We start from the raw sequence: 21,170 nt of genomic DNA on the forward strand, positions 1-21,170 counted from the left end.
ATAGCCGTCTTGCGACATAAGGCCATAAGATGCCGACTAACGGACAGATCGATCAGCGACATCCCACTGGCGAGCGGCAGATACCGGCATTGTCCGGTCTGCCGCGCCCGTTATATGCCCGCGCTGAAAGCCTCAGTGCCGGTTCGTGGACGCCGCCCCATCGTCACGACTGGGTGCAGTTTTCCTATGCGATCAGCGGGGTGCTGGGTGTGCATACCGCCGAGGGCAGTTTTTTTGCGCCTCCACAGTGGGGCGTCTGGGTGCCTGCGGGGCTTGAGCACGAGGTCGTGACCTCCATGCGTGCCGAAATGCGCAGCCTGTACATTCGCACGGCTGATTCGGGCTGGGCACCACAGCGTTGCCGGGTACTGGAAGTCACGCCGCTGGCCCGCGAACTGATCAAGAGCTTCTGCCTGTTACCCGTGGACTATCCCGAGCAGGACAGCCATGAGGCGCGGCTGGTGCAGGTATTGCTGGACCAGTTGGCGCACTTGCCGGAAGTCGGTTTTTCGCTGCCGTTGCCGCGTCACCCGCGCTTGCTGGGGCTGTGCAACGAGTTGATCGAACAACCGGGCCAGTTGATTACCCTGCACGACTGGGCGGCACGTCTTGGCACATCCGAGAAAACCCTGATGCGCCTGTTTCAGCGGGAAACCGGGTTGAGCTTTCGCGGCTGGCGTCAGCGGGCACGATTGCTGTCCTCACTTTCTGCACTGGAAGAGGGCGCCAGTGTGACCCATACGGCGCTGGCCTGTGGGTATGACTCGACGTCGGCTTTCATTGCTGCGTTCAAGGGCTTGTTCGGCTATACGCCCGGTGATTTGTTCAAGTAACGCCAGGTTGTATTGCGTACTAACGAGCGCATTTAACGAAGATTTTTCGGGCTTTACACGTTTTGTCCCCGAATATCTTTTATCGCCTGTACGGCACGAAAGGTGCTTTAAACCGGGGGATTGCGTGGTTTTTGCTTAAAAAACCTTTCAATCCACTGGCCCCTACCCCTACTCGCTGGCGGAGGATTGCCGTATAACGGCAACAATCGCGTATCTGGCAACAAAGGACCCACAATAAAAGCTGATGAAAACTCCTAAACGCATTGAACCCCTGATCGAAGACGGTCTGGTCGACGAGGTGCTGCGCCCGCTCATGAGTGGTAAAGAGGCAGCTGTTTATGTGGTGCGCTGTGGCAATGAGCTGCGGTGTGCCAAGGTTTACAAGGAGGCTAACAAACGCAGTTTCCGTCAGGCGGCCGAGTATCAGGAAGGCCGCAAGGTACGCAACAGTCGCCAGGCCCGGGCCATGGCCAAGGGCTCGAAGTTCGGGCGCAAGGAAACCGAAGACGCCTGGCAGAACGCCGAAGTGGCTGCACTGTTTCGTCTGGCCAGCGCGGGTGTCCGGGTGCCCAAGCCGTACGACTTCCTGGAAGGCGTACTGCTCATGGAACTGGTGGCCGACGAGTATGGCGACGCTGCGCCGCGTCTGAACGATGTGGTGCTGGAGCCGGATCAGGCACGCGAGTATCACGCGTTCCTGATCGAGCAGATCGTGCTGATGCTGTGTTCCGGTCTGGTGCACGGTGACCTTTCCGAGTTCAACGTGCTGCTGGCACCGTCCGGCCCGGTCATCATCGACTTGCCGCAAGCAGTCGACGCCGCGGGCAACAACCACGCGTTCAGCATGCTGGAGCGTGACGTTGGCAACATGGCGCTGTACTTCGGCCGCTTCGCGCCGGAGCTCAGAAAGACCAAATACGCCAAGGAAATGTGGTCGTACTACGAGGCTGGCACTTTGTCGCCCGCCACGGTGTTGACTGGTGAGTTCGACGAGCCGGAGGACGAAGCCGATGTGGGCGGCGTACTGCGCGAAATCGAAGCCGCCCGTCTCGACGAGGCTCGCCGTCAGGCAGCTCGCGCGGCAGACGATGCGCCACCGAGCAAATCCACCGAAGAACCACCGCCGCCGTGGATGCAGTAAAAACTGACTGACTCTCGTGCAATGCTCTGCGTCGCCGTGTGACGCAGAGCGTCACGAACTGCATTCCGACGCTGGAGCGTGCGGAACGATGATCTCAACTATCGTGCGACGCTCTGCGTCGCATGCAGTTCTGGACGCTCTGCGTCCGCTCTTGAGCGGCAGGCATCCCAATCAACAACACCCTCCTGACGCCAGGTCCTTGAGGATCGGGCAGTCCGGGCGGTCGTCGCCGTGGCAGTGTTCTACCAGTTCCTGAAGCGTATCGCGCAGGCTGGCCAGTTCGTCGATCTTCTGATTCAGCTGCACGATATGCTGGCGGGCCAGCGCCTTGACGTCAGCGCTGGCGCGTTGGCGGTCTTGCCAGAGGGTCAGCAGTTTGCCGACTTCCTCCAGCGAGAACCCCAGGTCTCTCGAGCGTTTGATGAACGCCAGTGTGTGTAAATCGTCGGCGCTGTACAGGCGATAGCCACTGTCGCTGCGATGTGCCGCTTGCAGCAGACCGATGGACTCGTAGTAGCGGATCATCTTCGCGCTCAAACCACTGCTTTTCGCCGCCTGACCGATGTTCATGGCGTGTCCTCCAGATCACGTGGTTTCCAGGTTTTCAGCAGCAGCGCATTGCTCACCACGCTGACACTGGACAGCGCCATGGCCGCGCCAGCCAGTACCGGGTTGAGGTAGCCCAGCGCCGCGAGGGGAATACCGATCAGGTTGTAGACGAATGCCCAGAACAGGTTCTGGCGGATCTTTGCGTAGGTCCGTCGGCTGATGTCCAGCGCCGCTGGAACCAGTCGCGGGTCGCCGCGCATCAAGGTGATGCCTGCTGCATGCATCGCGACGTCCGTTCCGCCGCCCATCGCAATACCCACATCCGCAGCCGCCAGCGCCGGTGCATCGTTGATGCCGTCACCGACCATGGCAACCACATGATGGTTTTTCAGCTGGGTGACGGTGGCCGCCTTGTCGGCAGGCAGCACTTCGGCATGTACATCGTGTATCCCCAAGGTCTTGGCGACTACTTGAGCGCTGCCACGGTTATCGCCGGTCAGCAGATGGCTGGTAATGCCGCGTGCGTTCAGCGCCCTGATCGCCTGATCCGTTCCGGGCTTGAGTGTGTCCCCAAAGGCAAACATGCCGATGACCTTCGGCTCCGGGGCCTGCTCGATCAGCCAGGACATCGTTCGCCCTTCGGCTTCCCAGATACGCGCAGATTCGGCCAGTTCGCCGATGGGCAGGCCGCTTTCATCCAGTAGGCGTCGATTGCCCAGCGCCAGCTCCCGGCCCTGAACGGTGCCCGCTATGCCCCGGCCGCTGAGGGCATGGCTGTTTTCGGCTGCATCGAGCTTGAGTTGCCATTCATGACACACATCGAGCACCGCCCTGGCCAACGGGTGTTCACTGCCGCGTTGCAGTGCGCCCGCCAGTTGCAACAGGTGTTCTTCATTGCCCGACACCGCACTCATGTTGGTGATGCGCGGCGTGCCTGCGGTCAGCGTGCCGGTCTTGTCTAATACCACGGCATCCACAGCGTGGGCGCGCTCCAGTGCCTCTGCATCCTTGATCAGAATGCCGTAGCGCGCCGCCACGCCGGTTCCGGCCATGATCGCTGTAGGTGTCGCAAGGCCCAGAGAGCAGGGGCAGGCAATCACCAATACGGCGACCGCATTGATCAGCGCCACTTCAAGCGAGGCTCCAGCCAGCAGCCAGCCTGCCAGCGTGAAAAAGGCAATCCCCAGTACAGTGGGTACAAACACCTGGCTGACTTTATCCACCAGTTTCTGGATCGGGGCCTTGCCCGCCTGAGCGTCTTCGACCAGCCGAATGATGCGCGCCAGCACTGTTTCCGCGCCCAGCGCTGTAGTTCTCACCAGCAACTGGCCCTCGCCGTTGATGGCCCCGCCCGTGATCTTGTCACCCGCCTGCTTGGCCACCGGCAGGCTTTCACCGGTAATCAGCGCTTCGTCGGCATGGCTGCTGCCTTCGACCACTTCGCCGTCCACAGGAAACCGTTCGCCAGGTTTGACCAGCACTTGATCGCCAAGCTGCAGTGAGCTGATCGCGACGTCCTGTTCGAGGCCGTCGACCACGCGCAGGGCGCGTTCCGGGCGTAGTGCCTCGAGGGCACGAATGGCGCTGGCCGTCTGACGCTTGGCGCGGCTTTCCAGGTATTTGCCCAACAGCACCAGCGCGATAACCACCGCCGATGCTTCGAAATACAGATGCGGCGTGGTGCCGGGTGCAGCACTCAGCCATTGGTAGACGCTCAAGCCGTAGCCCGCGCTGGTGCCGATGGCGACCAGCAGGTCCATATTGCCTGCGCCCGCGCGTACGGCCTTCCAGGCAGCCAGATAAAAACGCGCCCCCAGAACGAATTGCACCGGTGTCGCCAGTGCGAATTGCGCCCAGGCGGGCAGCATCCAGTGAACGCCCAGCGGCGTCAGTAACATTGGCGCGATCAACGGCAGTGCCAGCGCAATGGCTAACAGCAGGGCCCATCGTTCGTTGTGCAGGTGGCGTGCTTTCTGGTCAGCTTCGGCGTGGCGATCCTCAACCAGCGTTGCGCTGTAGCCGGCACGGCTGACGGCGTCGATCAGGGTTTGCGGATCGGTCTGGGCTGCGGTGTCTACATGGGCGCGTTCATTGGCCAGGTTGACCGTCACGCTGTTGACCCCCGGCACTTTGGCCAGAGCACGCTCGACCCGACCCGCACAACTGGCGCAGGTCATGCCGCTGATCGGCAGGTCGAAGGTGGTGGTTTGTTGCATGTGAATCACTCCCTGAGGCTGGATACCTGCAAGGATCAACCTTGCCACATGGGCAAGGTCAAGCGCGAATCAATAGTTGAGGTCGGCTTTCTTGAGGTACATGCCGTTCAGGTCCGCGGCGATACGGTATTTGAGGATATCGCCCGAGCGGAGCTGGATCTTGGTGCTGCGCGGCGCTTCCATTCCCGGTTCGCAGCCCACCACGGTGCCCCGCAGGGTGCTCAGTCTTATCGACACTTCACCGGGAGGCAGGTTGAAAGACACCGAGTCCTCCTGAAAAAGCCTTCCGGCCAGACGGTCCTGCACATAGATGCCGATCTCACAGGAGGTCGCGACTTCCAGGCGCTCTCGGGAAATGATCAGGATGCCGTAATCCTGATCGGCCTGAGTGGCGGGTGCGATAGCCAAGAAACCGAGAATGCTGAAGAGGCTCACTGCTGACCAGCGCATCGCTGATACTCCTGATGTAAACGTTGATGAGTCAGCTTGGCTCACGATCAGCTCGAATACCAGCCCGGCAGCGATAACAGAAACTTGACCTTGCCACGATGACAAGGTTGAAGATGCTCGCTATCCATCAATAAGGGAGTGACACCATGCAGTTATTCAATGTTCAAGGCATGACCTGCGGGCACTGTGTTCGCGCGGTGACTCAAGCGATCAAGAACGACGACCCAGGCGCTGATGTTCAGGTTGAACTGGCCAGCAAGCAGGTGAAGGTGCAAAGCAGTCTGTCACCCGAGCAGATCGTCAGGTTGATCAGCGAAGAGGGTTATCAGGCGCAGCCGGCATAACGCGGGTCAGGGAGACCGGAGCGGTCTCCCTGTCTGTAAACTTTGAAAAGTTTTGAATTAATTACCCTGTCCTTCGTTCTCTGCAAGGTAAGCCGGTTAGACTAACCCGTTGCCCTGCACCCGTTAATGGACACCCGATGAATCTACGCACAATCCTTATCCTTGGCTCATTGAGTGCCTTCGGCCCTCTGGCCATCGACTTCTATCTTCCTGGCTTTCCGGCCATGGCCTCGTATTTCGGGACCGACGAAAAACATATTCAGTTGACCCTCGCGGCTTACTTTCTCGGGCTTTCCCTGGGACAACTGGCCTATGGTCCGGTGGCTGACCGGTTCGGTCGGCGCATTCCGCTGTTGTTCGGCGTTACCTTGTTCATGCTCGCCTCGATAGCCTGCGCCTTTGCGCCAAGCCTTGAATGGCTGATTGGTGCGCGCTTCGTTCAGGCGTTGGGCGGCTGTGCCGGGATGGTGTTGTCGCGGGCAATCGTCAGTGACAAGTGCAATGCCGTCGAGTCGGCCAAGGTCTTTTCGCAACTGATGCTGGTCATGGGCTTGGCTCCGATTCTGGCACCCATGCTTGGCGGAGTACTGGTCAGCACCTTTGGCTGGCAATCGATCTTTGTCAGCCTGGCGCTTTTCAGTGGTGCCTGCCTGGCGGCGGTTGCACTGGGGCTGCCGGAAAGCATGCCCGCCAGCACCCCTCGTCAGCCGTTGAGTGGCGCATTTCGCCAGTACGTCAACCTGCTGCAGGACCGCGTCTTCATCGGCCATGCCCTGACGGGCGGCATTGCCATGGCCGGAATGTTCGCTTACGTCGCCGGGTCGCCGTTCGTGTTCATCAAGCTGTACGGCGTACCAGCCGAGCATTATGGCTGGCTGTTCGGGATGAACGCGGCGGGTTTCATTCTGGTCGCGCAGATCAATGCGCGTCTGCTGCGCAAGACGGGGCCGGCATTTTTGCTGTCACGAACGGTCTGGATCTATCTGACCGCGGCGCTGGTGTTGCTTGCGATCAGCTTGCTGCGCACCGAAGCGCTTTGGCCGCTGCTGGTGCCATTGTTCATTTGCGTGGCAAGCCTTGGGTGCATCATCCCCAATGCGTCAGCCTGCGCCATGAGCGGCCAGTGGGCGCGTGCGGGCAGTGCCTCGGCGCTGCTGGGTTGTCTGCAATTCAGTGTTGCCGCCATCGCCGCCAGCCTGGTGGGCTTGTTGCATGACGGCACGGCCACACCCATGGCGCTGGTTATCAGCCTGTGCGGTGTGCTGACGGTCGGCCTTTCGGTACTGACACGCCGTGCGCAAGGCACGCGGGATGCGCAGGCGAAGCCGGTCTGATTCGGCGCAATGGTTGTGTCAGTCACGCTATGCGCTGACACAACCATCTCGCGTTCAGAACCCTTCCAGTACGACCTTGCCCTTGGCCTTGCCGCTTTCCAGCAGGGCATGAGCGCGGCGCAGATTCTCTGCGTTGATGCTGCCGAAGTGCTCACCAAAGGTGGTTTTCAGCGTTCCCGCGTCGATCAGCTCGGCCACCCGGTTGAGCAGGTTGTGCTGTTCGATCATGTCCTCGGTTTCGAACATCGACCGCGTGTACATGAACTCCCAGTGCAGCGACAGGCTCTTGCGCTTGAGCTTCGACACATCCAGTGACTTGGGATCGTCGATCAGCGCCAGCTTGCCCTGTGGCTTGAGCGCCTCGACCAACTGGTCCAGATGCTGTTCGGTCTGGGTCAGGCTGGCCACATGGGTCACCTGGTTCAGGCCGACGCGCTTCAGTTCTTCGCTCAACGGCTTGCTGTGGTTCAGCACTTCGTGTGCGCCCAGTTCGCGGACCCAGCTTTCGGTCTCGGGCCGGGAAGCGGTGCCGATGACCTTCAGGGTGGTCAGCTGACGTGCCAACTGGGTAAGGATCGAACCTACACCGCCCGCTGCACCGACGATCAGCAGGCTGTGCGAGCCTTCGCCTTTTTGCTGAGCGATCTGCAGGCGCTCGAACAACAGCTCCCAGGCAGTGATCGCCGTCAACGGCAACGCGGCCGCATGGGCAAAGCTCAGGGTTTTCGGCATATGCCCGACAATACGCTCGTCGACCACATGCAGTTCGCTGTTGCCACCCGGCCGGGTCAGGGAGCCGGCATAGAACACCTTGTCACCCGGCTTGAACAGCGTGACCTGGCTACCCACCGCTTTCACGACACCTGCCACATCCCAGCCCAGCACCTTGGGAGCGCCGTCCTCGGGCTGGACGTTCTGGCGAATTTTGGTGTCCACCGGGTTGACGGAGATGGCCTTGACCTCTACCAGCAGATCACGAGCGCCAGCCACCGGTTCAGGCAGTTCGATGTCCTGCAATGACAGTGCGTCGCTGATCGGCAGCGAGTGGTAATACGCGATTGCTTTCATGACGGGCCTCTTCTGGAAAAATGATGAAGAGATCATTGGCTATTTCCAGTAAAGATAAAACCCGCTAAAACGGCAGGCTCTTTCAATTTTATTTTGATAATACGAGGCATTGATGTTGCGTTTTGACGACTTGCAGTTGTTCGTTCGTGCAGCGGACCTGGGCAGTCTTTCTGCCGCAGCGCGGGTGATGGACATGTCTGCGGCGGTTGCCAGCGCGGCGCTCAAACGTATTGAACGGCAATTGGGTGCGCGCTTGCTGGCACGTTCGACGCGCAGCCTGCGTCTGACCGCCGAAGGCGAGGGGTTTCTGGAGTATGCTCGCGCTGCACTTGGCAGTCTGGAAGAAGGGCGGCGCCTGCTGGCCAGCAGCCAGGACCGTTGTGAGGGCGTGTTGCAACTCTCGGCACCGTCGGATCTGGGACGTAACGTACTCTTGCCCTGGCTCGACGAATTTCAGCAGCAACATCCGCAACTGACCGTGCGCCTGTTGCTGGATGATCGTATTGCCGACCTGTTCCGCCAGCCGGTCGATGTGGCGCTGCGTTACGGCGAGCCGGAGGATTCAAGCCTGGTCGCATTGCCGGTGTTGCCTGACAACCGGCGGGTGTTGTGTGCCGCGCCGAGTTACCTGCAGCGTCATGGCGAACCGCAGCAGGTTGAGCAACTGGCGCAGCATAACTGCCTGTTGTTCATGCTCGGTGATCGTGTGCATGACCGCTGGACGCTGAATGATGGCAAGCGCGAAATCAGCCTGACGGTCAGCGGCAACCGGTTCAGTGACGACGCAGATGTAGTGCGCCGCTGGGCAGTAGCGGGCGAAGGTGTGGCGTACAAATCCTGGCTGGACGTTGCCGCAGATGTACGGGCCGGGCACCTGAAAGTACTGATGCCTGATTTGATCGGCGAGCGAGCGCCGCTGAACCTGTTATGCGCCCACCGGGCGCAGCTCAGCAAGCCGGTCATTCTGTTGCTGGAAATGCTCAGGTCACGTTGTAAGCAACAGGCTGTAGGTCCGTCGCCCGTTGGTTTGTTTTAATAGCCACGTCCGGGTAGGAAATAACCTTCGGAAGTGTCGGAAAATATAATATTTGAAAGTGTTTCAACGGTGCAAAGTTTCAACTCTCAGGCGAAGTTAAAACTGACTGTTGTTGAGTGGTTTTGGCGGTTTTGTCATGGGTATTACGCTTTTTTTTTCAATCTCTTTTTGAAGTAATGGTCGGAACCCCTTTGCTAGAGGGGGTTTGCCGTTAAGGCAGGAAGATCTTCCTGCCGATCGGGCGAGAGAGAAACGTGGGTTTTTTCGAGCTGTTGTACAACAACAGTTTGTACGAATCGTTTTTCGCCCACTGGGGCCGAAGGGCATAGAGTTTATACTTGTCATTTCATATAAGAACCACGTTCAACTCTACCGAGGCGTGATTGCTTTCACCCAGTCATCACGATAGATGAATGTTTCAACAGGGAGTGAACACATGGAATACGGACCTTGCATCAGCCAGATCGCAACATTGCTGGCCGACCCCAAGCGCAGCGCAATGATCTGGGCACTGATGGATGGTACTGCTCGTCCTGCCGATGAGTTGGCGATTTTGGCGGGACTCTCGACTTCTTCTGCAGGCGCGCACCTGGCGCGTCTGACCAGCGGCGGTTTGTTGAAACAGGAGGCGCGGGGTCGCAAGCGCTTCTTTCGCCTCGCCGCGCCGGAAGTGGGGGCCGCTGTAGAAGCTCTGGCCTGTGCCTCGCTGGCCAGTGCCGAACAGATCAGCCGCAGGTTTGCTCAGCCTATGCCGCCGTTGCCGCTACGCCGTGCAAGAATCTGCTCCGATCATCTGGGCGGCGAAATGGCCGCCGAGCTTTATCAGCGCCTTCTGGAGGCGGGCTGGATAGAACAGCAAGAGAAGCGTGTCGAGGTCACGAGCAAGGGTATGGCCAGTTTTGCCGAGCGCGGTATTTACATACCGGCGCTGGCACAGCGCAAGCGTGAAACGGTATGTGCCTGCCCGAAATGGAATGATCGCAACCCGCACCTTGGCGGCGCGCTGGGGGCAGGGCTGCTGCAGTTATTCTTCCAAATGGGCTGGCTGCGCACCACCGAGGAGCCCAGCACCTTGCAGGTCTCCTCCAGTGGGCAGCGGGAAATCAGCAAGATCGCGGCGGCGGCTTGACGGGAACCGCAGGTGTGGCTTGCCCCACCACTATCGTGTCACTGCTCCGCTTTTGCATGCCGTTCCGGACGCTTCGCGTCCTGTTGCGACGCGGAGCGTGAGGAACGATGGGGGAGCCGCTCAATCACTCCCTAGGGCTTGACCAGTCGTGCATCCAGGCTGTTTTGTGCCAAGCGTTTTGCCTGATCTTCAGTCATGCCCAGGTGGGTGTACAGCGCATGGAAGTTTTCGGTCACGTAGCCTCCGAAGTAGGCCGGGTCGTCCGAGTTGACGGTGACCTTCACGCCACGCTCGAGCATGTCGAGGATGTTGTGCTGGGCCATGTCGTCGAACACACAAAGCTTGGTGTTGGACAGCGGGCAGACGGTCAACGGGATCTGTTCGTCGATGATGCGCTGCATCAGTCGCTCGTCTTCAATGGCGCGTACACCGTGGTCGATGCGCTCGATCTTCAGCAGGTCCAGTGCTTCCCAGATGTATTCCGGCGGGCCTTCTTCTCCGGCGTGGGCGACGGTCAGGAAGCCCTCGTTGCGGGCGCGATCAAATACGCGCTGGAACTTGCTTGGCGGGTGGCCCATCTCGGAGCTATCGAGGCCCACGGCGACGAACGCATCACGGAACGGCAGCGCCTGATCGAGGGTTTTTTCGGCTTCTTCCTGGGACAGGTGACGCAGGAAGCTCAGGATCAGACCGCTGTCGACGCCCAGCTTCGACTTGCCGTCTTTCAGCGCACCGGTAATCCCGGCCAGCACCACTTCAAACGGGATGCCCCGGTCAGTGTGGGTTTGCGGATCGAAGAACGGTTCGGTGTGGATAACGTTCTGTTCCTTGCAGCGCAGCAGGTAAGCCCAGGTCAGGTCGTAGAAGTCCTGCTCTGTGCGCAAAACGTCCGCACCGCGGTAATACAGATCAAGGAATTCCTGCAGGTTGTTGAAGGCATAGGCCTTGCGCAGGGTTTCGACGTCATTCCACGGCAGGGCAATTTTGTTGCGCTCTGCCAGGGCGAACAGCAACTCGGGTTCCAGCGAACCTTCGAGGTGCAAGTGCAGTTCTGCCTTGGGCAGGGCGTTCAACCAGTCGTACATATTCTTTTCTCATCAGGTGCAGATCGCGGGCATTCTACAGATGCACGTCGCTGCGCAGGGTAAAACCTGACCGAACGTTCAACTTGCCTCCTGATCGCGGCGGTAAGCATAGGTATCAGCAAAGCGCGACAGCAGAAACTCGGCGCAGGTTGTAACAGGATAGCGCGCTGGCTGGCTTTCGCTCTGGCAACCGGGCAGGCATTCAATACGCGTGTCGGGATGCGGTTCGGCGAAAAACGGCATCGAATAGCGGTCGACGCCAAGCGGGCTGATAACCCGGTGCGGCGTGGACAGATAACGGTCGTTGCTCCAGCGCGCCATCATGTCGCCGAGATTGACCACGAACGTACCGTCAATCGGCGGTGCGTCGATCCATTCGCCCCGCACGTCGCGCACCTGCAAGCCGCCCGCCGTGTCCTGATACAACAGGGTGATGCAGCCATAATCGGTATGCGCGCCTGCGCCTTGTTGCTCGGCCGAGGTCGCCGTATCACGCGGTGGGTAATGAATCATGCGCAGCACGCTGACCGGGTCCTTGAAGCGCTGATCGAAGAAATCGCGTTCGATGCCCAGCGCCAGGGTCATGGCGCGCAGCAGGGTTTGCGCCAATGCCTGCATGTCCAGGTAATGCTGTTCCATCAGGCTTTCCCAGCCGGGAATGTCCGGGTGCCGATTGGGCCCGCGCAATGGTTTGCCAGCCAGCACGTCGGGATGGCCTGCCTCCAGATGCAGGCCCATGTCGAAGGTTTCCTTCAGGTCACTCGGCAGGCTGGGGTCCAGTTGCTCTGTAGCGATGGCACCGTAGCCACGATGATGGGTGCTTTGCGTGATGTCGATGATGAGCTTTTCGGCTGCCGGACGAGCGAAAAAGTCTTTGGCTGCCGATTGCACCTGCTCGATGCGTTGCGCGCTGATCGGGTGGCCCTTGATATAAAAGAAACCCCATTGCCGACAGGCACTGTCGATCTGCCGGGCGACATCCTGCCAGGCCTCAAGGTCGGTGCCGTAGAGCGGGGCTATGTCGATGACGGGAAGCTGGTCCATTAACGGTCCTGGAAATCATGTGGTGTTCGCTGTCGATGAGCGTGCCCGCCGAAGCAGGCACGAGACGCCAGGCGGTTATTTAGGCAGTTCGGCCTTGATCCCTTCGACGTAATAGTTCATCGACGCCAGCTCAGCGTTGGTTGCAACCACGCCGTCAGCAATTTTCACGGTACCGTTCTGGTCCTTGATCGGCCCTGTGAACGGGTGGAATTCGCCGCTTTCGATGCTGGCGATGATCTTCTGCGCTTCGGCCTTCACATCAGCAGGCACCACGTCGCTGATCGGCAGCTCGACCGTACCTTCTTTCAGGCCGCCCCAGTAATCCTGTGGTTTCCAGGTGCCTGCGATTGCGCCCTCGGCGGCCTGAATGTAATGCGGGCCCCAGTTGTTGACGATGGAGGTCAGCACTGCTTTCGGTCCAAAGTGAGCCATGTCCGAGGCATAACCGACGGCATACACGCCACGACGCTCGGCGGTCTGGATCGGCGCAGGGCTGTCGGTGTGCTGGAAGACCACATCAACGCCCTGATCGATGAGTGCGTTGGCAGCATCGGCTTCCTTGCCCGGATCGAACCAGGAGTTGACCCACACCACTTTGATCTCGGTGCCCGGGTTGTATTTGTTCAGCGCCAGCTGGATGGCGTCGATGTCGCGCAGCACTTCAGGAATCGGGAACGAGGCGACATAACCGATCTTCTTGGTCTTGGTCATCTTCGCGGCGATGTAGCCGCTCACGTAGCGACCCTCATAGGTACGGGCCAGATACGTGCCCATGTTCTTGTCCTGCTTATAGCCGGTCGCGTGCTCGAACTTCACCTTGGGGAATTGCTTGGCGACTTTCAGAGTGGGGTTCATGTAGCCGAACGAGGTACTGAAAATCAGGTCGTAACCGCCCTTGGCCATGTTGCGGATAACCCGCTCGGCGTCCGCGCCCTCCGGCACGTTTTCCACGTAGCTGCTGGTCACCTTGTCACCCAGCGCCTTGACCATCGCCTGACGGCCCTGTTCATGCTGATAGGTCCAGCCGTGGTCGCCGATGGGGCCGATGTAGACGAATCCGACTTTCAGCGGATCGGCTGCCGAGGCGAGCAGGCTGGAGCCAATGCCGACAACGGCGGCCATGGCACACAGCAGTTTTTTCAGGGGACGACGTGGGTTGGTCAGGTGCATCGGGTCTAGCTCCTTGCGGTCTTGTTGGAGTGCATGCCCGAGCAATGCAAATAACTGACCAACAGGACAACTTACGATGCTGGCGTGCTTCACCCTGTAGCAATAGTGCGTGTGTAGGAGCGGGCTTGTCCGCGAAGGAGGTCGTTCAGACGATGCATTTTCGGAGAATATGCCGACCCTTTCGCGAACAAGTTCGCTCCCACGGCCTTCGGCCAGAATCTAAAACAGACTTGTGTGTAACGCGTAGTGCAGCGAGAAGGTGCAGGTGCGGTGGGCTGCGCCGCTAACTGGTGCAGCGCGTGCTGCGCTCGACAATGCACATCGGCGTACCGGCCACGGGTTCGCGCATGATCTGCACCTGCACATCGAACACCTGGCAGACCAGCTCGGCCGTCAGTACATCGCCCGGCGCGCCGCAGGTCACCAGACGTCCACCCTGCATGACCGCCAGATGGTCGGCATAGCGACAGGCCTGATTGATGTCGTGCAGCACGGTAATCACGGTTTTGCCTTCGGCGCTGAGTTCGCGCATCAGGTCCAGCAGTTCGACCTGATGGCTGATGTCCAGATAGGTGGTGGGCTCGTCGAGCAGGACGATGGCGGCGTCCTGCGCGAGGATCATCGCCAGCCACGCTCGTTGGCGCTGCCCGCCGGAAAGGTCGGACAGCGGCCGGTCGGCCAGGGTTTCCAGCTCCATGCGTTGCAGCGCTTGTTCGACACTGCGCTGATCGGCCCCGCTCAAGCGTCCCCACAGACTGTTGTGCGGGCTGCGACCGTAAGCCACCAGCTGGCGTACGCTGACGCCTTCCGGAATCGGCAGCACTTGCGGCAGAAAAGCCACCTTGCGCGCCAGCTCGTTGGCCGACAGCTGACGGTAGGCTGTGCCATCCAGACTGAGACTGCCCGATTGCGGGGTGAGAATCCGTGCAAACGCTTTGAGCAGTGTGGATTTGCCGCAACCGTTGGGGCCGATCAGCGCCGTGACCCGCGCAGGTGGCGGGCTGAATGACAGGTCTTGCACGATCCGCGTCGCGCCGTAGCCGATGTCGAGTTGCTGCGCCTTCAGAATACTCATGGGATCAACCTTTGAATCGGGCCAGCAGCCAGAGGAAATACGGAGCGCCGATCACCGCCGTGAGAATCCCGGCCGGAATTTCGCTGGGCGCGATCAGCGTGCGTCCCAGCGTGTCGGCCAGCACCAGCAATAACGCGCCCAATACCATGGAGGCGGGCAGCAGGTATTGATGATGACCGCCGACCAGACGGCGTGCCATGTGTGGCGCGACCAGCCCGACAAAACTCACCGGTCCGATGATGCCCACGCCCAGGCTGGTCAACAGCACGGCACTGCCCATCGCCAGCCAGCGCGTACGTTTGAGGCCTGTACCCAGGCTCTGCGCTGCTTCATCGCCCAGGCCGATCAGGTTCAGCGGTTTGGCCAGCAGCAAGCTGAGCGGGATCAGCAGCAGAAGCGGCGAGGCCAGCAACACATGGTGCCAGTTACGGCTCCACAAACTGCCGGTCAGGGCCAGCAGGGCGGTATTGATATCCAGCGGGTTGGACAGAATCAGAAATTCGGTGATGCTCGACAGCGTCACGGCAATCGCTACCCCGGACAGCGCGAAACGCACGCCAGAGAACTGCACGCCGGTGTTGTACAACGCCAGCAGCAATGCCCCCGCTGCACCGCCCAGACACGCCACAAACGGCAGCGCGGCCACCGGCAATTGCGGCAGGCCGATAATCGCGATGGTCAGCGCCAGCCCTGCGCCCTGGGTCACGCCAAGAATTTCCGGCGAGGCCAGCGGGTTGCGAATCACACCTTGCACGATGGCACCCGCCAGGCCGAACGCGCAGCCGGTCATGATTGCGATCAGTCCGCGTGGCAGGCGGTGATTCCAGACTTCGAAGTCCTTGCTGTCGTGGGCGATCAGATGATCGAGCACCGCGCCGGGCGTCAGCCAGACGGTGCCCGCGCTGAGGCTCAACAGCAGGGCCAGTACCAGCAACACAATCAGCAACAACAGCCGTGAGCGGGACTGGTTCATAGCGCGCGCCTCGCCAGAAACAGAAAGAACGGCGCGCCGATCAACGCCGTGACCACGCCGGCCGGCGTTTCCACGGGGAATGCCACGGCGCGGCTGATCAGGTCGGAAGCCAGCACGATAGCCGCACCCAGTCCGGCGCTGATCGGGATCAACCAGCGGTAGTCATTGCCCAGCCATTGGCGAGCAATGTTCGGCGCGATCAGGCCGACAAATGCTATCGGCCCCACCGCACAGACGCTGGCGCCGACCAGCAGCAAGCTGACCACGAACACCAGCAGGCGCAAGGCACCGAGGCGTACGCCCAGTGAGCGGGCAGCGTCTTCGCCGAGGTTGATCAGGTTCAGGCGCGGCGCACAGGCAATCGCCAGCACCAGACCGATCAGCGTGCAAGGCCAGAGCAGTTGCAACTGCGCCGCGCCGACGTTGGCCAGTGAACCGGCCAGCCAGTTGAGGACACTTTGCGCCTGTGCTTCGACAAGAATCACAGTGAGGCGGGTCAAGGCTGCGCACAGCGCGGCGACGGCGACACCCGCCAGCACCAGTCGCCCCTGAGCGGTGGCAGGCGACCATGCGCCGCCAAGACTGAACACTGTGATCCATGCCAACGCACCACCGAGGCAGGTCATCAGCAGCGCGCCACCGGGGAAGGGCAGAGCGACCAGACCTGTGGAAAACAGCGCCAGCCCCAACGCTGCGCCCGCCGTGACGCCAAACAATGACGGGGAGGCCAGACGGTTGCGGGTGATGCCCTGCATCAACGCGCCCGCCACGCCCAGGCAGGCACCGACCAGCGCCGCGCACAAGGCGCGTGGCACGCGCAATTGCGCAACGATATAAGCGATGTTGCCGCCCTCGCGACCCTGCGTGAACAGTCCGTTCCAGGCATCTACCTGACGAATGCTGAACGAAGACAGGGCGAACAGCGACACCCAGAACAGTCCCAGGCAGGTCGCGGTGATCACGCCCGCCATCAGCCAGCGGCGCATTTACGGGTTCAGCACGGCCTTGCCGCCCTTGAGTACGGCAAGCGCATCGTCGGCGATCTGCTCGGACGCCATGATCCCGCGATTGCGCGCCCAGCTGTCGCCATCCACTTCAGCTACCTGCTTGTTACGTACTGCGCCAAGCACCTGCCACAGCGGCTGCTTGCTCCAGCTGTCGACGATGCTCGGGCGACGATAATGACCGACCAGCAACCAGTTCGGGTCCAATGCCAGCAACTGCTCCAGGCTGACGAATTCGGTGGGCGCGGCGTCTTTGCGTACTTCCGGGACCTTCAGACCGATCGCCTGCAACACGCTGCCCGCATAAGAGTGCGGGCCGTGCACCGAGAAGCTGTCTTCGCGGGCGACGCCGAACAGCACGTTGGTGTTGGCCGGAATCTGCTCGGCAACAGTCTTCAGGTGCTGGCGGTTCTCCGCGATCCGCGCCTGCATCTCTGGGCCTTTGCCGAGCGCTACGCCGATCAGCTCGGCAGATTTCAGACTGCCCTGATAATCCTCGCCGCGCGACGGCAGCATCAGTGTTGGTGCCAGGCTGGCCAGATCGTTGTAAAGCGCCTGATGGCGGCCGAGGTCGGCAATGATCAGGTCCGGCTTGAGCCGCGCGATCACTTCTATATTGGGTTGCGAGCGCAGCCCCACGGACTGCCATTCGCCTACCGCCTTACGCACTTTGGGCAGTACCCGGTTGGCATCGCCATCGTCCGCGGCACCGACGGGTGTTACGCCGACCGACGCCAGGCCGTCGAGAAACGAGAACTCCAGCACCACTACGCGCTTGGGAGTGTCAGGCAGGTGGACTTTGTGTTGGCCGTCATCGATATCGATAGGCGCGGCCTGGGCGGCGCTGGCCATCAAGGTCAGCAGGCCGCAAGCCAGCAGGTGCGGAAGTCGAAAAGCACGCATGGCGAAGGTCCTTTCTAACAAAGCGGAATCATGAAAACAGGCGCGCCCTGAAGGCCGCGAAGAAAACGGCGGGCGCTATTGTTGAAAACGGCGGGCACTATTTCACATCGTGACGACGGGATCAAAAGTCATTTACGTGTGGGTGCAGTTCTCATTCGGGTCATTTGTTGAAACCTTTTGTCACACACCGCACTCTGAACGGCTTCAATGACAGACACGTTCATGACTATCCGCGGCGATCTGTCGCAAGGGTTTGGAGAAAGTAATGGGCGCTTTGCTCAAGCAAGAAAAGTTTCTACTGCTGGCAATCATTGCCATGTTTGTCGCCTATCCGCTGGAGCATGTGCTGCTGGGCAACGGACAGGTCGTCGCACTGGTTTCCGGGTTGGCGCTGGTCGGCTTCATCGTCTGCGCCTCGATGCGCGTCGCGCACCACGCCGAAATGCTCGCGGAAAAGGTCGGTGATCCCTACGGGACGATGATCCTCACGCTCTCGGCGGTGCTGGTCGAAGTGGTGATTCTGGCGATCATGATGAGCAACGAACCATCGCCGACGCTGGTGCGAGACACCATTTACTCGGCGGTCATGCTCGACATCAACGGCATCCTTGGCCTGGCCGCGCTGATGGGCGGTATCAAGCACGGCGAGCAGTCCTATAACGATGACTCGGCGCGCACCTATAGCGTGATGATCCTCACCGCCATGGGCGTGTCGATGGTGGTGCCCGAGTTCATCCCCAAAGGCGACTGGAAGATCTATTCGGCGTTCACCATTGGCGCGATGATTCTGCTCTACACGCTGTTCCTGCGCATGCAGGTCGGCCCGCACAGCTACTTTTTCAGCTACAGCTACCCGGAAAAGAAAAAGCGCCAGGGCTCGGATCAGGCTGAACAGCATGCAGAGCCGGTCAACCTGACCCGCTCTATTGTCACATTGGTCACCGGTGTGGTGGTGATTGGCGCGCTGGCTGAAGTGATGTCCAAGACGGTCGACCTGGGCCTGGAAGGGACGGGGGCTCCGCCAGTGATGACCGCCATTCTGGTGGCCGCCATTTCCGCTGCACCAGAGATTCTGACCGCCCTGCGCGCGGCACTCGCCAACCGCATGCAGTCAGTGGTCAACATCGCTTTGGGTGCATCGTTGTCCACCGTGATTCTGACGGTTCCGGTCATGGAAGCGATGGCGCTTTACAGCGGCCAGCCGTTCCAGATGGCCATGACGCCGGTGCAGACCGTGATGATCTTCATCACCCTGCTGGTGTCCGCCATCAACCTCAACGACGGCGAAACCAACGCCATCGAAGGCATGACCCACTTCGTGCTGTTCGCGACGTTCATCATGCTCTCGTGTCTGGGGCTTTAGGGCCTATTGCCTATCGCTCCCACGCTCTGCGTCGCAAGAGGGACGCAGAGCGTCCTGAACGGCATGCCGACGCGGAGCGTCGCACGATAGTTGAGATTATCGCCCCGCACGTTCAGCCCCGAATCAACTCCCGCGCGGCCTGGCTGTGATCGGCAATCAACTGCTTGATGTCCAGGCCTTCAACCTGCCCGTCAATCACTCGCCACTGACCGCCAACCATCACTCGGTCTGCACGGTCAGCGCCGCACAGCAATAGCGCCGAGAGCGGATCATGGCTGCCGGAAAAACGCAGTTCGTCCAGCTTGAACAGCGCCAGATCGGCCTGTTTACCCACCGCCAGCTCACCGATATCGGTACGTCCCAGTAATTGCGCTGACCCCTTGGTGGCCCAGCCCAGCACGAGCTGCGGAGTGATTTTTTCGGCGCCGTAGCGCAGGCGTTGCAGGTAAAGCGCCTGGCGGGTTTCGAGGATCATGTTCGATGCATCGTTGGACGCCGAACCATCGACCCCGAGTCCCAGCGGCGCGCCGGCAGCGATCAGCTCCAGCGTCGAGCAGATGCCAGAAGCCAGGCGCATGTTCGAGCTTGGGCAGTGACAGACGCCGGTGCCCGCAGCGCCGAGGCGGGCAATCTCGTCGGGGTTGAAATGAATGCCGTGGGCCAGCCAGGTGCGCGGGCCGAGCCAGCCGACGCTGTCCAGATAATCCACGGTGCGCAGGCCGAAGCGTTGCAGGCAGAAGTCCTCTTCGTCGAGGGTTTCAGCCAGATGCGTGTGCAGGCGCACGTCGAGTTTTTCGGCCATGGCCGCACTCTCGGCCATGATCTGCGGCGTGACCGAAAACGGCGAGCAGGGTGCCAGCGCGATCTGGATCTGCGCACCATCGCCGCGCTCGTGATAGGTCTCGATCAGGCGCTGACTGTCGGCTAGAATCACCTCGCCCTGCTGCACGGTTTGCTGTGGCGGCAAACCTCCGTCGGCTTCACCAAGGCTCATCGAACCACGCGTCAACATTGCGCGCATACCCAGCTCGCGAACGCTTTGCACCTGAACATCGATGGCGTGTTCCAGCCCGTCGGGGAACAGGTAGTGATGGTCAGCAGCCGTTGTGCAACCCGACAGCAGCAATTCAGCCAGCGCCACCTTGCTGGCGACCGCGAGCTTCTCTGGCGTCAGGCGCGCCCACACCGGGTACAGGGTTTTCAGCCACGGGAATAATGGCTGGTTGACCACCGGTGCCCAGGCGCGGGTGAGGGTTTGGTAGAAGTGATGATGCGTGTTGATCAGCCCCGGCAGCAGCACATGCTCGCGGGCATCGAATGTCTGTGTGCAGGGTGTCGACGGTTGTTGTCCGGCGGCCAGCACTTCAGTGATGACGCCGCCTTCGATCACCAGACCGCCACGGGCGTCCAGGTCATTGGCAGTGAACACGGCAAGGGGATTTTTCAACCAGATACGGATCGCAGGCATGGGCCGGCTCCTCTGAAAGACAGGTTCAGGTTAGCCAGCTCAGTGTTGCCCTGTCTGCTGATCCAGGGTCGCCGGGGTCAGGTGCGCCCCGGCGAAGGACGGCGATTCTAGTCGAGCAGCCGATTACCAGGCAATCGTCTTGCCCTGGTAATCGATGAAGTGATGGCCGCCCTTGCCTGCGTAGGCATTGAGCTGTTCGACAAGCCCGGTGGTGCTGGTCATGACGTCGATGGCGGCATTTTCGCCGCCCATGTCGGTCTTCACCCAACCCGGATGCATCGACAGCACGGTAGGACGGTTCTCGCCCAGCTCGGTGACAAAGGTATTGGTCATCGAATTGAGTGCAGCCTTGCTGGCCTTGTACAGCGCAAGGTTTGCGCCGTCCGGGCAAGTGACGCTGCCCAGCCACGAACTCATGAACGCCAGGACGCCCGTGCCGGGACGGATTTGCTCAACGAAGCGCTCGGCCAGACGAATCGGCGCTACAGCGTTGGTCAGGAACAACTGCCCAAGCTCGGCGGCGGTCGACTTTGCCGCGCTCTGGTGTTGCGCACCGGTAATCCCGGCATTGACGAACAGCACGTCGAACACCTCGCCACGCAGCTTCTGGACCAGCACTTCCAGCGAAGCAGGTTCGTCCAGATCCACCGCTTCGATGCGCACGCCTTCTACCGCTTTGAGGTTTTCGGCGTTCTGCGGATCACGCACCGTGGCGGTGACCTGCCAGCCCTGTTCGGTCAAGCGCTGCACCAGCCCGAGCCCGAGGCCACGCGAAGCACCGATAATGAGGGCGGTTTTCTTGGTAGTGGTCATGAATGATTCCTTGGCAAATTGAGAGACAGACTCCATGGCAGCGCCAGCAGGACCTCTCGAAAGTTTCGACCCCGCAGCGTACTACTGCCTATGCAGTGTTGGAATCTCCATGAGCCGGAAACGTTCAAGGTAGATGTCTGACGCTGAGCATCGGCGCGATAGTCGGGATTAT

The 21,170-nt window shown here is 60.6% G+C and carries 20 protein-coding genes; 7 read left to right on the plus strand and 13 right to left on the minus strand.

Annotation, left to right across the window (positions count from 1 at the left end):
* Positions 1–29 precede the first annotated feature (29 nt).
* Positions 30–833 (plus strand): helix-turn-helix transcriptional regulator, encoded by an 804-nt coding sequence (locus tag RYC18_RS19940; RefSeq protein WP_316886641.1) that lies wholly within the window; start codon positions 30–32, stop codon positions 831–833.
* Positions 834–1,077: 244 nt separating this feature from the next.
* Positions 1,078–1,974, plus strand: a complete 897-nt coding sequence (locus RYC18_RS19945) for a PA4780 family RIO1-like protein kinase (protein ID WP_002555533.1) — start codon at positions 1,078–1,080, stop codon at positions 1,972–1,974.
* Positions 1,975–2,145: 171 nt separating this feature from the next.
* Here RYC18_RS19945 and cueR read toward each other — a convergent pair whose 3' ends face one another.
* The 3 genes from cueR to RYC18_RS19960 form a co-directional block, all read right to left on the minus strand.
* Entirely contained in the window at positions 2,146–2,544 is a 399-nt protein-coding gene (gene cueR / locus RYC18_RS19950; protein ID WP_005742930.1) for a Cu(I)-responsive transcriptional regulator, read from the minus strand.
* Positions 2,541–4,739 (minus strand): heavy metal translocating P-type ATPase, encoded by a 2,199-nt coding sequence (locus RYC18_RS19955; RefSeq protein WP_316886642.1) that lies wholly within the window; start codon positions 4,737–4,739, stop codon positions 2,541–2,543. Before RYC18_RS19955 ends, cueR begins: the two co-directional genes overlap by 4 nt.
* A gap of 69 nt (positions 4,740–4,808) precedes the next feature.
* On the minus strand, positions 4,809–5,189 hold the full coding sequence (locus RYC18_RS19960) for a hypothetical protein (RefSeq protein ID WP_002555530.1): 381 nt from the start codon (positions 5,187–5,189) through the stop codon (positions 4,809–4,811).
* A 146-nt stretch (positions 5,190–5,335) separates the two neighbouring features.
* Between RYC18_RS19960 and RYC18_RS19965 the strand changes: the two genes are divergently transcribed.
* The gene (locus tag RYC18_RS19965) at positions 5,336–5,533 is read left to right on the plus strand and encodes a heavy-metal-associated domain-containing protein (protein ID WP_004659353.1); all 198 of its coding nucleotides are present in this window, start codon (positions 5,336–5,338) and stop codon (positions 5,531–5,533) included.
* Between the two features lie 137 nt (positions 5,534–5,670).
* Positions 5,671–6,867, plus strand: a complete 1,197-nt coding sequence (locus tag RYC18_RS19970; protein ID WP_005742926.1) for a multidrug effflux MFS transporter — start codon at positions 5,671–5,673, stop codon at positions 6,865–6,867.
* Positions 6,868–6,921: 54 nt separating this feature from the next.
* On the opposite strand, the gene RYC18_RS19975 is transcribed toward RYC18_RS19970, so the two are convergent.
* Complete coding sequence (locus RYC18_RS19975) at positions 6,922–7,935, minus strand: zinc-binding alcohol dehydrogenase family protein (RefSeq protein WP_005778965.1); 1,014 nt, start codon at positions 7,933–7,935, stop codon at positions 6,922–6,924.
* 112 nt (positions 7,936–8,047) lie between these two features.
* Here RYC18_RS19975 and RYC18_RS19980 point away from each other — a divergent pair, with 112 nt between their 5' ends.
* Positions 8,048–8,971, plus strand: a complete 924-nt coding sequence (locus RYC18_RS19980; protein WP_005742924.1) for a LysR family transcriptional regulator — start codon at positions 8,048–8,050, stop codon at positions 8,969–8,971.
* Between the two features lie 436 nt (positions 8,972–9,407).
* Positions 9,408–10,100 carry an ArsR/SmtB family transcription factor gene (locus tag RYC18_RS19985; protein ID WP_005742923.1) on the plus strand — a complete coding sequence of 231 codons (693 nt, stop codon included), beginning with the start codon at positions 9,408–9,410 and terminating at the stop codon, positions 10,098–10,100.
* Positions 10,101–10,231: 131 nt separating this feature from the next.
* Here the strand turns inward: RYC18_RS19985 and RYC18_RS19990 are convergent, their stop codons facing one another.
* The 7 genes from RYC18_RS19990 to RYC18_RS20020 form a co-directional block, all read right to left on the minus strand.
* On the minus strand, positions 10,232–11,185 hold the full coding sequence (locus tag RYC18_RS19990; protein ID WP_005742922.1) for an adenosine deaminase: 954 nt from the start codon (positions 11,183–11,185) through the stop codon (positions 10,232–10,234).
* Positions 11,186–11,263: 78 nt separating this feature from the next.
* Positions 11,264–12,229 (minus strand): 2-oxoglutarate and iron-dependent oxygenase domain-containing protein, encoded by a 966-nt coding sequence (locus RYC18_RS19995; protein ID WP_005731181.1) that lies wholly within the window; start codon positions 12,227–12,229, stop codon positions 11,264–11,266.
* A 75-nt stretch (positions 12,230–12,304) separates the two neighbouring features.
* Complete coding sequence (locus RYC18_RS20000; protein WP_003366477.1) at positions 12,305–13,399, minus strand: BMP family ABC transporter substrate-binding protein; 1,095 nt, start codon at positions 13,397–13,399, stop codon at positions 12,305–12,307.
* Positions 13,400–13,682: 283 nt separating this feature from the next.
* Complete coding sequence (gene fecE, locus RYC18_RS20005) at positions 13,683–14,474, minus strand: Fe(3+) dicitrate ABC transporter ATP-binding protein FecE (RefSeq protein WP_005742921.1); 792 nt, start codon at positions 14,472–14,474, stop codon at positions 13,683–13,685.
* Between the two features lie 4 nt (positions 14,475–14,478).
* A complete protein-coding gene (locus RYC18_RS20010) occupies positions 14,479–15,447 on the minus strand; it encodes an iron chelate uptake ABC transporter family permease subunit (protein ID WP_005742919.1) in 969 nt (322 codons plus the stop codon).
* Positions 15,444–16,433 carry an iron-dicitrate ABC transporter permease FecC gene (gene fecC / locus RYC18_RS20015; protein ID WP_005742918.1) on the minus strand — a complete coding sequence of 330 codons (990 nt, stop codon included), beginning with the start codon at positions 16,431–16,433 and terminating at the stop codon, positions 15,444–15,446. The genes RYC18_RS20010 and fecC overlap by 4 nt, the downstream gene beginning before the upstream one ends.
* Positions 16,434–17,354 carry a Fe(3+) dicitrate ABC transporter substrate-binding protein FecB gene (locus RYC18_RS20020; protein ID WP_003431850.1) on the minus strand — a complete coding sequence of 307 codons (921 nt, stop codon included), beginning with the start codon at positions 17,352–17,354 and terminating at the stop codon, positions 16,434–16,436.
* Positions 17,355–17,619: 265 nt separating this feature from the next.
* On the opposite strand from RYC18_RS20020, the gene RYC18_RS20025 reads away from it, so the two are divergent.
* Complete coding sequence (locus RYC18_RS20025; protein WP_004659338.1) at positions 17,620–18,717, plus strand: calcium:proton antiporter; 1,098 nt, start codon at positions 17,620–17,622, stop codon at positions 18,715–18,717.
* 112 nt (positions 18,718–18,829) lie between these two features.
* On the opposite strand, the gene RYC18_RS20030 is transcribed toward RYC18_RS20025, so the two are convergent.
* A complete protein-coding gene (locus tag RYC18_RS20030; RefSeq protein WP_316886643.1) occupies positions 18,830–20,185 on the minus strand; it encodes an 8-oxoguanine deaminase in 1,356 nt (451 codons plus the stop codon).
* A 123-nt stretch (positions 20,186–20,308) separates the two neighbouring features.
* A complete protein-coding gene (locus tag RYC18_RS20035; RefSeq protein ID WP_005742916.1) occupies positions 20,309–20,998 on the minus strand; it encodes an SDR family oxidoreductase in 690 nt (229 codons plus the stop codon).
* Positions 20,999–21,170: the final 172 nt, after the last annotated feature.

Origin of the sequence: Pseudomonas syringae group sp. 247E2 (assembly GCF_032587795.1) — a bacterium.
Lineage (GTDB): Bacteria > Pseudomonadota > Gammaproteobacteria > Pseudomonadales > Pseudomonadaceae > Aquipseudomonas > Aquipseudomonas amygdali.